10 protein-coding genes are annotated in these 14336 nt (G+C 66.8%); 5 read left to right on the top strand and 5 right to left on the bottom strand.

Annotated features, from left to right (window positions below):
• Positions 1-273 precede the first annotated feature (273 nt).
• From ACYOEI_RS27775 to ACYOEI_RS27790, 4 genes are all read left to right on the top strand, one after another.
• Positions 274-1929 carry a dipeptidase gene (locus tag ACYOEI_RS27775; RefSeq protein ID WP_462852906.1) on the top strand — a complete coding sequence of 552 codons (1656 nt, stop codon included), beginning with the start codon at positions 274-276 and terminating at the stop codon, positions 1927-1929.
• Between the two features lie 306 nt (positions 1930-2235).
• On the top strand, positions 2236-3258 hold the full coding sequence (locus ACYOEI_RS27780) for a KpsF/GutQ family sugar-phosphate isomerase (RefSeq protein ID WP_462852907.1): 1023 nt from the start codon (positions 2236-2238) through the stop codon (positions 3256-3258).
• Between the two features lie 8 nt (positions 3259-3266).
• Complete coding sequence (locus tag ACYOEI_RS27785) at positions 3267-3806, top strand: KdsC family phosphatase (RefSeq protein ID WP_462852908.1); 540 nt, start codon at positions 3267-3269, stop codon at positions 3804-3806.
• Positions 3807-3880: 74 nt separating this feature from the next.
• Complete coding sequence (locus ACYOEI_RS27790) at positions 3881-7663, top strand: hypothetical protein (RefSeq protein WP_462852909.1); 3783 nt, start codon at positions 3881-3883, stop codon at positions 7661-7663.
• Between the two features lie 151 nt (positions 7664-7814).
• Here the strand turns inward: ACYOEI_RS27790 and lysA are convergent, their stop codons facing one another.
• The 5 genes from lysA to ACYOEI_RS27815 form a co-directional block, all read right to left on the bottom strand.
• The gene (gene lysA / locus ACYOEI_RS27795; RefSeq protein WP_462852910.1) at positions 7815-9086 is read right to left on the bottom strand and encodes a diaminopimelate decarboxylase; all 1272 of its coding nucleotides are present in this window, start codon (positions 9084-9086) and stop codon (positions 7815-7817) included.
• 379 nt (positions 9087-9465) lie between these two features.
• Positions 9466-10596, bottom strand: coding sequence for a tagatose 1,6-diphosphate aldolase (locus ACYOEI_RS27800; RefSeq protein WP_462852911.1), 1131 nt, complete (start codon positions 10594-10596; stop codon positions 9466-9468).
• Between the two features lie 752 nt (positions 10597-11348).
• Positions 11349-11825, bottom strand: coding sequence for a hypothetical protein (locus ACYOEI_RS27805; protein WP_462852912.1), 477 nt, complete (start codon positions 11823-11825; stop codon positions 11349-11351).
• Entirely contained in the window at positions 11822-12388 is a 567-nt protein-coding gene (locus ACYOEI_RS27810; RefSeq protein ID WP_462852913.1) for a hypothetical protein, read from the bottom strand. Before ACYOEI_RS27810 ends, ACYOEI_RS27805 begins: the two co-directional genes overlap by 4 nt.
• Before the next feature lie 59 nt (positions 12389-12447).
• Positions 12448-13032 (bottom strand): RNA polymerase sigma factor, encoded by a 585-nt coding sequence (locus tag ACYOEI_RS27815; RefSeq protein WP_462852914.1) that lies wholly within the window; start codon positions 13030-13032, stop codon positions 12448-12450.
• Positions 13033-13526: 494 nt separating this feature from the next.
• Here ACYOEI_RS27815 and ACYOEI_RS27820 point away from each other — a divergent pair, with 494 nt between their 5' ends.
• Positions 13527-14204, top strand: coding sequence for a hypothetical protein (locus tag ACYOEI_RS27820; protein WP_462852915.1), 678 nt, complete (start codon positions 13527-13529; stop codon positions 14202-14204).
• Positions 14205-14336 lie beyond the last annotated feature (132 nt).

Raw genomic sequence — 14336 nt, forward strand, 5'->3', positions numbered from 1 at the left:
GTCCGTCTCTCTTCCACGATCACCCCAACCGGCGGCCCGGGTCCTCGACCCGGGCCGCCGTCGCGTTTGGCTCGACTCTCGCGAGGCCCTTTAAGGCCGGGGAACCTCCATCGGCCCCGTGGTGCATCCGCGGGCGTCGAGACGTATGATGAGAGCGACGAGCCCCCCCCCTCACGGACGACGTCTCGAAGGCCGAGCGTCGAGGTCCGACCCTCGAACGACCCAGCCCCTCGCGTCTCGAATCACCTCGCCGAGAAAGGATCCAACTCCGCCATGAGTGCGTTTGGCCTGAAGAGTGTCGCTCGCCTCTGTGTCCTGGTCGTGCCGTTGGGGACGGCCCACGCCTGCACCAGCATCCTGGTCAGCCGAGGGGCCTCGGCGGACGGCTCCGTGATGAACACCTACTCGGCCGACGCCCCCTTCATGCCCAGGCTCCTGAGGGTCTCGGGGGGGACGCATCCGGAAGGGGCCATGGCGGACGTCCGGGGCTGGGAGGATGACAGCGTCCGAGGCAAGATCCGCCAGGTGCCGAAGACGTACAGCGTGGTCGGCATGATCAACGAGCACCAGCTCGCGCTCGGGGAAACGACGACCGAAGGGCGCGGGGAGCTCGTCAACCCGCAAGGCCTGCTCGACTACGACGCCCTGATGTTCCTCACCCTGCAGCGGGCCAAGACGGCGCGAGAGGCGATCCAGGTCATCGACGACCTGACCCGCGAGCACGGCTACTCCAGCAGCGGCGAGAGCTTCTCGATCTCCGACAAGAATGAAGCCTGGTTGATGGAGCTGATCGGCAAGGGCCCGGGGGTCAAGGGGATCGTCTGGGTCGCGGCCCGGGTCCCCGAAGGGGCGATCACGGTGCACGCCAACCAGAGCCGGATCACCACGTTCCCGCTCGACGACCTGGAGAACTGGAAATACTCCCCCGACGTCGTCAGCTTCGCGGTCGAGAAGGGGTTCTATCGCAAGGATTCGGGCAAGCCGTTCAGCTTCCGGGCGGCCTATCACCCGAACGACGACGTCTTCCACCGACGCGCCAGCGGCGGCCGGGTCTGGAGCGTCTGCCGACGGGCCGCGCCGAGTCGAGGATTCTCGGACGACTATTTCCGGGGGGTCGAGGGGTCGACCGACTACCCCCTCTTCGTGAAGCCGGACAAGCCCCTGACGGTCCACGACGTCATGGCCTTGATGCGCGACCACTACGAAGGGACACCCTACGACATGACCAAGGGGATCGACGCCGGCCCCTTCGGCAGCCCGCTCCGCGCCCGAGGCCTTCGATGGTCGCTCGACGGCAAGAACTACGCCTGGGAGCGGCCGATCTCGACCCAGCAGGCGGGCTTCGTCACCGTGACTCAGAGCCGGAGCTCGCTCCCCGACCCGGTCGGAGGCGTCCTCTGGTTCACGCCCGACGAAGCCTATACCTCGTGCTTCACCCCGCTGTACTGCGGGATCAACGCCTTGCCCGAACCCTACGCGAAGGGGGACTACAAGAAGTTCTCGAGGGACTCGGCCTGGTGGGTCTTCAACGTCGTCTCGAACCTGACCTACGACCGCTGGTCCCGGGTCCTCCCCGACGTCCAGAAGGCCCAGTCGGAGCAGGAGCAGGCGCTCTTCCAGATGCAGCCGGTCATCGAGGAGGCCGCGACGAAGCTCGGGAACAGCGACGAGGCCTTGATGCGTACCTTCCTCACCAACTACTCGGTCTCGACCGCCGAGTCGGTCTTCCGCCGCTGGCGTGACCTGTCGGAGGCGATCGTCACCAAGCACGTCGACGGGTATGTCAACACCCCGGGCGGCTCGGCCGAGGCCGGCTATCCCCAGGAGTGGCTCCGCAAGGTCATCGCCGAGAAGCCCGACCAGTTCCGGCTCGACAAGGGGGCCGGCAAGACGAAGTCGACTACCCCCACCGACCCGCCTCCGTTCTGACCATCTCACCTCGACGAGAACGGCCGGGGCACCTCGCGCGGGTGCCCTCCGGTCGCCAAACTCCGTCCTCCCGACAACCCGCACACTTTACCCATTATTCCCCACTTTCACCAATCTCACCGATCAGAGATTGCCGAGATAGGAATAATGGGTGAGGTCCCCATCCTGCAAAGGAATTGGGGGCTGGAAGTGGTCGAGGCTTGCGTTGACGAGGAGGGGGGGATGGGCTATGGTGCGATCCCCAAATCGTTCAGCAGCGTCGGACCCTATCTTTCGACGACTCGCGGCGGGCATGGAGGCCCAACGATGGCGATGACCACGGATGCGCCCCTGGCGCTCGAGACGGAGGCCGAAGGCCTGGCCTTCGCCCGAGAGGTTTTGCGCATCGAGGCCAAAGCCCTCGAACGGGTCCGCGACCGGCTCGGCGTCTCGATCGCGAGGGCGGCCGACCTGGTCTTCCGATGCCCGGGGAGCGTGATCGTTACCGGGATGGGCAAGGCCGGTTTGGTCGGCCAGAAACTCGCCGCGACCCTGGCCTCGACGGGCACACGTGCCTTCCCGCTCCACCCCGCCGAGGCGATCCACGGCGACCTCGGGCGGATCCGGGCCGGCGACGTGGTCATCGCACTGTCGCAGAGCGGCGAGACCGACGAGGTTCTCCGGCTCCTCCCCGCGCTCCGGCAGCTCGGCGCCAGGCTGATCGCGATCACGGAACGGGCCGCCAGCACGCTCGGCCAGGCGGCCGACCTGTGCATCGCCCTCGGGCCGATCGAAGAGGCGTGCCCCCTGGGACTCGCCCCCTCGGCGAGCACCACCGCGTTGATGGCCGTCGGCGACGCCCTGGCCTTGCTGGTCAGCCGGCTCCGCGACTTCCGCCCCGAGGACTTCGCCCTCTATCACCCCGGAGGGAGCCTCGGACGCAAGCTCGCCCGGGTCGAGGACGTCATGCGGACCGGCGAGCAGATCCGCCGCGCCCATCCCAAGGAAACGGTCCGCGAGGTCTTCGTCCGACTCGCCGGCCCCAGGCGACGCTCGGGGGCGATCCTCATCGTCGACGACGAGCAAGTTCTCATGGGCATCTTCACCGACAGCGACCTGGCCCGCCTGTTCGAGCGTCGCAAGGAGTCCGACCTGGACCGACCGATCGGCGAGGTGATGACCGCCGAACCGAGCCGGATCGCCGTTGGCGCGACGATCGCGGATGCGGTCGAAGCCCTCAAGGCCCGGAAGATCAGCGAGCTCCCGGTCGTCGACCGGGGAGGCCGGCTGGTCGGCCTGATCGACCTTACGGACCTGATCGGCCTGGTCCCCGCCGAGACCGAGGAGTGAGCCCCCCCATGAGCCCCCCTCCCGACCTCGCCGCCCGCTGCGGACCGGTCGAGCTCCTGCTGGTCGACGTCGACGGGGTCCTCACCGACGGCGTCATCGCCGTCGACGACCTCGGGGTCGAGACCAAGCATTTCCACGTCCGCGACGGGGCCGGCTTCGACCTCTGGCACAAGGCGGGCAAGCGTTCGGCGATCCTCTCCGGCCGCAAGGCCGAGGCGGTGGACCGTCGGGCGAGGGAGTTGGGGATCGCGCCGGTGATCCAGGGGGCGTCGCGAAAGGCCGAGCCGTTCCGGGCCCTGATCGCCGAGCTCGGATTGGACGCGAGCCAGGTTTGCTACGTGGGGGACGACCTGGCCGACCTCCCCGTGCTCGCGGCCGTCGGCCTGGCCGCCTGCCCCTCGGACGCTGCCGACGAGGTACGCCAGGTCGCCCATCTCGTAACCCGGGCCGCCGGAGGGCGGGGGGCCGTCCGCGAGATCATTGAAGTTATCTTGAAACAGAAGGGCGTCTGGGACGGCCTCGTCGCCCGATACCAGATACCGGCCTGAAAAACGTCGCGTCGAGCCGATGGACCTCGGACCGGCCCCGACCGGTCTTCTTCCCCGAACAACGGATATCGACCGTGTTCAAGAAACTGCTCCAGGTCGTGACGGCATTCAGCCTCCTCATGGCGGGGTATGTCGGCTACGTCCGGGGCTTCGCGATCCTGGCCGTGCACCTCGCCCCGAAGGAGCGTCCCAAGCTCGTCCGGTGGACCCGAGAGAAGTCGTCGAGCGAACTGGGGGCGGTGGACCTCGCGATCAAGGCGTTCGGCAAGGACCATTGGACCGCCGACAAAGAACTGCCGCAGCGCTACTACAATAATGAGCACGGCTATTGGATCTACACCAAATCCAGCGAGAAGAGCAAGGATGGCAAGCAGTTGACGATGAAACCGTTCGCCCTCATCTGGAGGTCGAAGGGCAAGGTCGACGAGTTCAAGGTCGTGACCAGCGACGAGGCGGTGATCGACCTCGATCGTCCCCTCGGCCTGGCGTCCAGCAAGCAAGGGTCGTTACGCGTGGTCCACGCCAGGATCCAGGGGAACGTCCGGATCCGCGACAACAAGGGCACCCTGAAGAACACCGATGACGACCTCGTCATGGGCCCCATGCCCTACCTCGAGTACGACGAGGCGACCCTTCAGGTTAAGAGCGAATCCGACGTCGTGATCAAAGATCGCGACATGAAAATTACCGGATTCGGCCTCCAGATTGACCTCCGGCCCAAGAACGAGTCCGGCATTCCCGGCGGCCCTTCGGGCTTCGAAGGGGCGAAGACCGCGATCCTGAAAAAGAATGTCCACCTGATCATGAACAACGCCGGGTCCGCCGGGCCCCTTCCGGGCAAGGCGGCGGCCTCGAAGAAGGGTGAGAAGTCGAACGGCCCGCTCGACGTGCGCTGCGTCGGGCCGATGCAGGTCGACTTGCCCAAGCCGAAGGAAGCTGTCAAAGTCGGGCCGCCGGCCCCGGCCTCGCCGACGATGGTGTATTTCTCGCGCGACGTGGTCGTCCTCCAGATCAAGCCGGCGCTCCCTCCCGACCAGTTGAACTGCGACAATCTGCGGCTCACCCTCGTCTCGGCGTCCAAGCCCCCCGTCCCGGCCGCAGGGCAGGGGCAAGGACAGTCCTCGGGCGGCAAGGCGGGCGCGGCCGAACTGAAGCCGGCGCAACCCAAAGCGCAGGTGAAGGAGCAAGCCAAGGCCGAAACGGGCGAGGCGCTGGCGGACGCCGATCAAGAACCGGCCGCCGAGGGGGGCCCGGGCTCCGAGTTGACGCTCCGCGAGGCCATGGCCACCGGCCACGCCGTCTGGCTCCAGTCGAAGTCCCAGGGCCTGACGGTACGCGGGAACGAGCTGATCCACTCCAAGCTCCTGTCCCGGGGAGAGTCCGACAAGACGTTCATCCGCAGCGACCCGACGACCCAGCTCTGGATCGAGAAGATCGACAAGTATCAGGACGGCCCCAAGAAGGGGGAGATCCAGGCGGTCAACGTCATCAGGGCCCCCGACGCGACGATCTTCGACGACGGGAAGGGGACGGAATACGCCCTCGTCGTCACGCGAGGCCCCGGCATCCTGGAGACCCGCTCGGGCCGCGACCAGCCGGTCGAGCGCAGGGCGACCTGGAACGACTCGCTGGTGATGGAAACGAACGAAGCCCCGAAGAACCTGCTCCAGCGCGTCATCACGTTGAAAGGCCGTCCCAAGCTCTTCGACATCAAGCAGGAGACGACCCTCGACGCCCGCACCACGATCGTCGCCTTCCTCAAGCCGAAAGAGGCGAAGGCCGAAGCCGGTGCTGCGGCCAAGCCCGCGCCCGCCAAGGGAGCGTCGGGCTCCGAGGCCCCGTCCCCCGCTTCGGGGGGCTTCCAGATCGAGAAGCTCATCGCCCTGGAAGACGTCAATTTGAAGTCGCCCGGCAAGGTCATGTATGGGCGTGACCGGCTCGACGTGGACTTCGTCGCCCCGCCGCCGCTCGCGATAGCCAAGTCCGACTCCCAACCCTCGGCGCCCCAAGCGGTCGCCTCCTCAGCGAAACCCGCGAACACCGTCGCGAGCACGGATGCGGCCCCCAACGGAGGGTCGGAGACGAAAGCCGACGCCAAGACGCCGGCCAAGCCCACGGACCCCGATATTCGTGTCCGCGCGAACCGCGTCTGGGCGTTGATCGCGCAGCGGCCGGCGAACGGAGCCGTCCAGCCCAAGGGCGACGGGACGAGCGGGGCCGACGTCAAGGAAGTCCGCCTTCGAGGCGGGGTCGACTTCCATCAAGATCCCGCCCCCGGGAAGACCCAGGGGACCGACGTCGTGGGCGAGGCCCTCGACCTGGTCAACCTCGGCAACGGCAAGTCGAAGTTCCAGGTCCACGACCGCGAAGACTCCGCGTCCCCGTACCCTCGCGAGTTGGCCTCGGCCATCCCCCCCGCGAAGGTCACGACCGAGGACATGACCATCGTCGGCCCGAGGATCAGCCTCGACCAGTCGACCGACTACGCCACCGTCATCGGGCCGGGCTCGCTGCTCCAGATGGCCGAGCGAGGCCTCTTCACCGACAAGGGGCTCGGCGAGGAGAAGCCTGCCGCCAAGGATCCGAAGGCCCCCTCGACGAAGCGACCGCTCACGATCACCTGGAAGAAGGAGATGCGGTTCTACGGGCACTCGGTCAACCCGAACAAGGAAGCCGTCGCGAAGGCCGAGTTCTTCGAGGACGTCCGGGCGACCATGGAGGACGCCTACCTCGAGTGCGAGGAGAAGATGGAGGCCTTCATGGACCGGACCGTCGCGCTCGCCCGCCCCAAGCGCGACGACAAGGCCAAGGCCGCGGACGCGGAAGGCAGCGAGCCTCCCGCCGAGCCGAAGCCTCAGATCGCTTTGATCATCGCCTACAAGAAGGTGCTGGTCGTCACGCGGAAGGTCGACCCGACCAATCCTCGCTGGCTCTTGCAACAGCAGCAGATCGAGGGCGAGAAGCTCGCCTATGAGAAGGCGTCGGGCGACTTCTTCGTGGAGAGCGCAGGCCGGGTCCACCTCTGGAACCGCGAGGGTGAGGACGAAACAGGCACCGCACCGGCCGCTGGCGCCCCAGGGGTCGCCCGGAGGACGGTGACTCCGACCTCGAACGTGGTGCCAGGCCCTCGAGGAGCCGGGGCGAGGGCCCCGCAGGTGGTCGGCCGGGCCGGGAACCCGAACCAGGTGCCGAAGGCCAACGCCCGTCCCGGCGCGAAGGTGAAGGGCCCAGCCCCGCTGAAGCTCACCGTCATCGAGTTCAGCAAGTCGATGAAGGGCCGATACATCGCGGGCAAGGACGCCGACAAGGTCGAGCCGCGCTGGGCCGACTTCGAAGGCGACGTCCAGACGCTCAACGCCAAGGTCGCCGACGAGAAGGTCCGGCTCGATTTCGACCGCCCCCCCGAAGACGGCATGTTCCTGACGGCCAATACCTTGCGGGTCATCAGCGAGCCGACCATGGACCCCGCGAGCCCGACGCGCAACTTCCTCAAGGCCCGCGAGAACGCCCAGGCCAAGACCCGGACCGAGGTCATCCAGGGCGACGTGATCACATACGACTCTCTGAAAATGCTCTTCTACGCTTATAGCGACGAGGGCCGAGACGTCGTCGTGGCCCACACCCCAGGCCCCGGCCAGCCCGCGTCGAACACGAACGCTCGGGCCGTCCAGTTCAACCGCAAGACGGGCGAGTCGCAGATCATCGACCCCGAGAAGTTCCTGCTCGTGGACGACAACACCGGCTCTCGCCCGGGCCTCGTGAAGGAAGGCCCGCTCAAGCCGTATAAGCCGCAGCGGGCTCCGCTCCGCCTGCCAGGCCGCAGCGTCACCGAGCGTCGCGGGATGAACGGGCGGTAATCGCGCAGGGCTTTGATACTGGCCCGAAGCGCCAGCGAGTGAATCTCTTCACAGTCAATCAAAAGAGATTCACTCGCTGGCGCTTCGGGCTTGTAAAAAGCCATTCACTGAGCAATCTGGGCGTGAACCGCTCCAGGAGCGGCGATTCCGATCAGTCGCGCTTCGGGATCGACTCACCGCGGACCAGGTCGTCGAACGTCTGGCGCCGCCGCACCAGATGAGGTTGGCCGTCGACGATGAGCACCTCGGCCGCCAACGGCTTGGAGTTGTAGTTCGAACCCATCGCGAACCCGTAGGCGCCGGCGCAACCGATGATCAAAAGGTCGCCGACACCCGCCTCGGGCAGCTCTCGGGTGCAGACGAAGCCCCCCTCGTCCTGGGTGAAGATGTCTCCGCTCTCGCAGAGCGGGCCGCCGACCGCGACCGCACGGAGGGGACGGTCCGTCGCGCCATCGGCCGGGACGACCGACATCGGGTGGTAGGAGCCGTAGAGGATGGGTCGGGCGAGGTTGTTGAACCCGGCGTCCACCAGATAGAAGGTGTTGCCGCCCATGCGCTTGACGGCGCGGACTTCGGCGATGAGGAAGCCGCTCTCGGCCACGAGGTAGCGACCCGGCTCGATCTCCAGGCGGAGCGGGTGTCCGGCCGCCGCCTCGAGCCGCTTCCGCGTCGAGTCCCAGAGGCGGACGTAGGCGTCGATGTCGACCCGGCCGTCGGTCGGCCGGTACGGGGTCGGCAGGCCGCCACCGGCGCTGATGGTGTCGAGGGTGGGGGCGACTTCCCGGGCGACGCGCTCCATCGCACCGCAGACCTGGGAGAGGTGCTCCAGGTCCGTGCCGGAGCCGATGTGCATGTGCAGCCCGGTGATCTTCAGGTTGTGCCGGGCGGCCCGGGAGAGGCAGTCGCCGAGTTGGTCGTGCCAGATGCCGTGCTTCGACGACTCGCCGCCCGTGTTCGTCTTCTGGCTATGGCCGTGGCCGAAGCCGGGATTGATCCGCAGGGTGATCGACCCGCCGGGAACCCGCTCCCCGTACTGGTCGATCATGTCGGGGGAGCCGCAGTTGACGTGGAGACCCTTCTCGACGACCAGGTCGAGCGACTCGCGGTCGAAGATATCGGCCGTGTACACGATCGGATGCGGGTCGCCATCGGGCCGGTAGCCCGCGGCCAGGGCGCGGCCGATCTCCCCGGCGCTGACGGCATCGACCAGGACGCCGTGGCGTCGGACCAAATCGAGGATGGCGAGGTTGGAGTTCGCCTTCTGCGCGTATCGGATCGCGTCGAACGGCTTGAGGTCGCCGATTCGCTCGACGATCGTCGCGGCGTCGTAGACGTACGCGGGGGTCCCGAATCGGTCGGCAAGGTCGCGGACGGGGACACCGGCGATGGTGGTCCGCAGGTCAACTGGGGTGGTGGCCTTCATTTGTCGAGGTCCGGAGTGTTGGATCATGGAGGCCGGCCCGGGGATCGGCCGGCGTGTCGTCCAGGCTGCCGGCGCCCCCGGGAGATTCGGCTACGGGAGCGAGGGCCTGGCGTGGATTACGGCGCTCAAGGGCTTCATCAGGACCTCGGAGCAGGCGGTCCTCCCCTGGGCCGGCTCTTGGTCTTGCGGTGCCGGCCAGGCCTTCTCGATGTCGCGAGGACCGGCCTTCCGCGCCAATCCTCGCGGAGACGGCGCGTCGGCCGTGCGCTTATACAAGGCACGAAGAGGAGTGCATCCCGGGGGACGCCTCCTCTTCGTGTTCGTGCCTTGTCGGGTTCACCGGGAGGGTTCAAGGTTCACACCTTGTGCCTCCCTTGGATCAATAGACCTCGCCGGCGCGGACGACGTGGCCGCCGGCGCCGCCGGCCGAGGCGGCGTACGGGGCATAGCGGGCGTGCCAGCCTTCGCTGGCGCGGACGGTGGCGAGGTCTTCACGGCTGAGCCCGTACTTCGCGAACCAGGGGGTGCCCCCCTTGCGGACGACGTCGTCGACGTCGGCGACCCGCTTCAGGCCGGTCGTGGCGGCGAACTTGGTCCGCGCCTCGTCGCCCTCCTGGAGGAAGTACTCTTTCCAGAAGGCCCGCCCGCCCAGGACGCCCGCACAGCCGCACTCCATGGCCATGCCGACCTGCTTCAGGTAGTCGGGGTAGTCGACGCCGGCCGACAGGAGCACCCAGGGGCGCTCGCTGGCTTCGCTCAAGGCGTGCAGGTTGTCGACGAGCTGCTCGTCGGAGCCGTGGCCGAGGGTGCCGGGGAACTCCGCCTTGTAGACGTCGCAGTACCGGCTGAGCTGCCGGGCCGACTCGATCGTCGTCTCGGCCTTGCGGTCGAGGAAGCTCGCGTCGGTCTTCTTCTCGCCGTTGAAGGGGAAAGCGACCGGCTCGAGCAGGAAGAGGATGTCGTACTTGCGGCAGTCGTTGGCGACTTCCTCGATGAACGCGAGCTGGTGCTCGGCCGAGATCGGCTCGCCGGGCTCGAACGGGGCGAGGAGCTTGACGGCGTCGGCCCCCATGAGCTTGATCTTCTCGACGCTCCAGCCGGGCTCGTACTCGCCCATCGGGCCGCCGGCCTTGTTCTTGGGGCTCCCCGACTTCTCGACGCGGACGAGCATCCCCTTGTCCGCCGGGATCGCGTCGGACGCGATCGCCGACCAGGCGCCATAGTAGGAGTCGATCAGGACCCCCGAGGCCGCCGGCGACATCTGCCGCATCATGTCGAGCTTGGCCTCGACGATCTCTTCATAGGTCGGCTCGCGGTCCAGGCCCTTGCCCCGGAGAGCCTTGTTGGCCATCTCGATCATCGAGCTGTTCTGATCGAGCGCCAGCATCGTCAGCGTCCCGTTCGGATTGCTGATCCGTTGCAGCCCGCGGAGCTTGCCAGGGGTGAGCCCTTTGCTCAGGAGGACCGTGGCGCTCAGGTGTCGGGTCGTGGTCGTGTTGGCGACAGCCATCGGAAAAGACTCTCCCAAAATGTCTTGAGGAGCGAGGGACGATCCGGATGAAGACGGGACGGACATCAACGTCAGTCGGGGGGGAGCCCGGAGTCGTCGATCGCAGGGCTACCGCCCGGAGACAGAAGTCCACAAAGGGGCGCCGAGCACCAAACACCAGATTTTAACGACCACTCCCGAGTTTGCAAGAAAGCGCCCGAGGGCCGCAGGGTCGTTTCCACTCGTCAACATTCCTGGGCGATCCTCGTATGTTCTCCATCTCACCCCGTCAACACCGGCTGCGAGGAAAACGGCGGCCGATCTCGACGAATCCCGCGACCATCCTCCCCGCGCGAGGAATCGTTGCAGTCGGCCCCTTCGAGTTGCCGATAAAACCTGTGTCGGATGGATAACCGACCCCACCAAGGATGGTTGGGTATCGGCCCCGATCAAGTGGTCGCCTCCAAGGAAGGATTGGCGACCCGAGGGCCGGGGGGCCATGGATTCGGCCCCTTCGATCTCGAAAATTCATCGCGGCGTCCGGGACTGCTCGTCCCTTCGTCGACCGATACCCTCGGTCGTCGTCGGGTCTGCTCTCCGGCGTGACGTCGCGGTCAGCCGTCGTCCCGTGCACGGAACCTCGTTCGGCGAGGTTCGATCCCGCCGGGCGACGGCTGTCTTTATTTCGAACGCATCGACACGACGCCATCACCCCGAAATACCGTCATTCGTCCACGTCTTACGAACGAACAAATCTCCCTATCATCCCAACGTCAGCGGGCTCCGATGCCGATCAGCAGGCGAGTGCCGTCGGGCAGGGGCTTGTCGCAGAAGAAGAGTTGATTGGGCGGCGTGGCGACGACCGTCTCGACCTGGCTCACCTCGTCGCAGAGGATCTCGCAACGAAGCCGGACCTTGCCGTCGTCGTCCGAGGGCCGGATCATGGTCGTCTCGGCGATGTAGCCTTTCCCCAGCTTACAAGACATGGCCTTGCCGGCCATGAGCCGCTTGCTCTTCACGTCGAGGAGCTTGAAGCCGTGGTTGGGGAAGAGTTTGCGAAGCTGCGGGGCGACCAGCTTGAGCCTCGGGTCCATGTCCTGGCTGTCGGGTTTCGCCGCGATGGCGAACATCGTGACCTGCCACGACGAATTCGCCTGGGCACTCGCCTCGCGCAACGTGGGCGCGAAGGACGCCAGGGCCAGGCCCGACGCGACCAGCACCAGCCAGCCCTTAGAGATGGCGTGGGTCATCGCAATGAGGCCATCGCCTCGTCCGTGGCCTCGGCCCGATTCCAAAAGCGGACGAAGTCGTCGACGCCGTTCGAATCCTCGGACAGCGCGACGTTCCGGCGCCGGACTGTACCGATCCCGAGCTCGATCAGTACGGTTTGTTCCTGCTCGATCGTGACAAGGGGAATCTCGGGTGACGCGACCGCCATGGTTGACACGGCCTGAGCCACCGGGTTCGGCGTCTCGAGCTTCCAAAGCAGGGTGACGCCGATGAGGACGGCCGCAGCCTGGGCGATGATGAGGGTCGGGACCGCGAACCGTCGCCAATTTAGGGGCGAGGGCAGGGGGGCGGGGATCGGCGTGGTGGGGCGGTCGAGCTTGTCGGAGATATTGGCCCAGATCCGTTCCCAGGCGAACTCCGAGAGCTCGGGCGGGCGCGTGGCTTCCCAGAGTCGGCCGAGGCGGGCATCGCGGCGGGCCCAGGCGGCGCACTGCGGGCAACGGTCCAGGTGCGCGGCCAGGGGGGCCGATTCGGGATCACCGGTCGGGGTCGAGAGTTCGCGAATCACGTCCACGCAACGCATATGACACCTCCCCGAATCGACCGCAATCCGTCAAAGGTTCGCCCCGCCGAAGGATCGACTCAAAGGCCTTCGATCCCATCGAGGTCCAGGGACGACTGGAGCTTCTGCCGAGCCTGGTGCAGCCGGCTCATCACGGTGCCGATCGGGACATTTTGGACTTCAGCAATTTGTTTATAACTCAGCCCCGCCTCGGCGTACAGGACAAAGGTCGTGCGGATCAGGGGGGAGAGGCGACCGAGGGCGGTGTCGAGGATTCGTCGGAGATCTTGTTGGTGCAAACCTCGTGCCGGGTCATCGCCGACGGCCGGTTCCACGCCCTGGGTTTCACCGTCCGCCAGGGCCAGGGTCGGCCGTCGCTTTCGTCTCCTCCCCGAGTCGAGCGCCGCGTTGGTCACGATCCGCAGCAGCCAGGTCCGGAACCCGCTCCGGCCGTCGAAGTCGTCCAGGTGGGCGAGTGCCTTGAGGAAGCCATCCTGGACCGCGTCCTGGGCGTCTTGCTCGTGCCCGAGGAGGCGGTAGGCCACGCTGTACGCGACCCCGCGATGGCGGAAAAACAGCTCCTCACGAGCGGGGCGGTCTCCCCGACGCGCGAGATCGATCAGGGTCTCGTCGGGCGTCAACACGCCGATGGCCACCTCAGGCATAGGCTCACCTGAGTAAGGCAGACGTCCTTCGCCTCGTCATTATTCGGTCGACCCGCATTTTGACAAAGGGGGCGGCCTGGGAAAATTTCGACCGACGAGGCGGGACACGCCCCTCCTCCGAGAACCATGGTCGCGATCATGGCTGGCCTCCAAGGCTTCGGGAACGGGCACCGATCGTGCGTTTAGAATTCGGAAGAATCGGCCTTGACCCTTTTGGTCCTCCCGAGCAGAATCCCGCCGTCAACCCATGAACCCCTCGCCACCGGCCTATTCGACACCACCCCACTCGCTCCGCAATCGCTGGCGAATCGAGGGTTCTCAAGGGTTGCTTCACGCCCGAGGACGTCGGCCGAGCCACAAGGGATGTGGCATCGCCGGAGACCGTCCTCGGGGATCGCGCCTCTCCGTCCGGCCTGAATGGCCCAGGACGGCGGGTCCGGGATCTGCGCAGTTTCTCAGGTCTCCTTTCTCCGTTCATGGAGGAGCAAGTCGTGATGCGGCTTCGTCCCACCTGCTTGGCCGTATTCACGGCCGTCTTTGTCCTGGGCACCCAAGCCCTCCTGGTGCGTGCGGACAATATCGATCCGAGTGACCTGGTCACCCTGGAATACAAGATGACGCTCGACTCGGGCGTCACGATCCCGAATCCGGGGACGAAGCCGAGCGACAACACCGACCTGGGCAACGTCGTCCTCAGCGGCATCCAGTCGGGGATCTTCCCCCAGGTCAAGGCCGACATCAGCGCGCCGGGGAGCGTGGTCTCTCCCTCGTCGGACAACTCCCAAAGCCCGCTGACGGTCCTCAGCACCTCGCAAGGGCTCGACCAGTCCGGCGTCGTCAACGCGCTCAGCTCTGACAACTCGCAGCTCGGCCTGATCTTCTTCAACCAGGGGGTCGCCGCCGGCGGCGAGCTCGACTTCACCTTGAGCGTGAATAAGGCCGTCTCGACCGACCCGGTCCTGACTTCGTTAACCCCCGGCGTCACGTTCAGCGGCCCGATCGCCACGACCTCGACGCCGACCACGCCGACCACGGGAGGTTCGACCCCGGACCCGACCAGCGGCACCACCACGATCCCCGAGCCCCTCTCGGTCTTCGTCTGGTCCATCCTGGCGGGCCTCGGCCTCATCCGGGCCAGGACCGTCCGCCGCTCCCGGCTCATCCCCGGCTGAGCGGAGCGGTCCCTCGTCAAACCAAGGTGGGTATCGGCGGGGCCAACGGGCCCCGCTGCTTGCGTCTGGCCACCGGAGAAATCGGGTGGACAAGGCGCCAGGGCGACCGCCCGTTGCGCAGAATCGGCCGCG

The organism is Singulisphaera rosea, assembly GCF_054877945.1.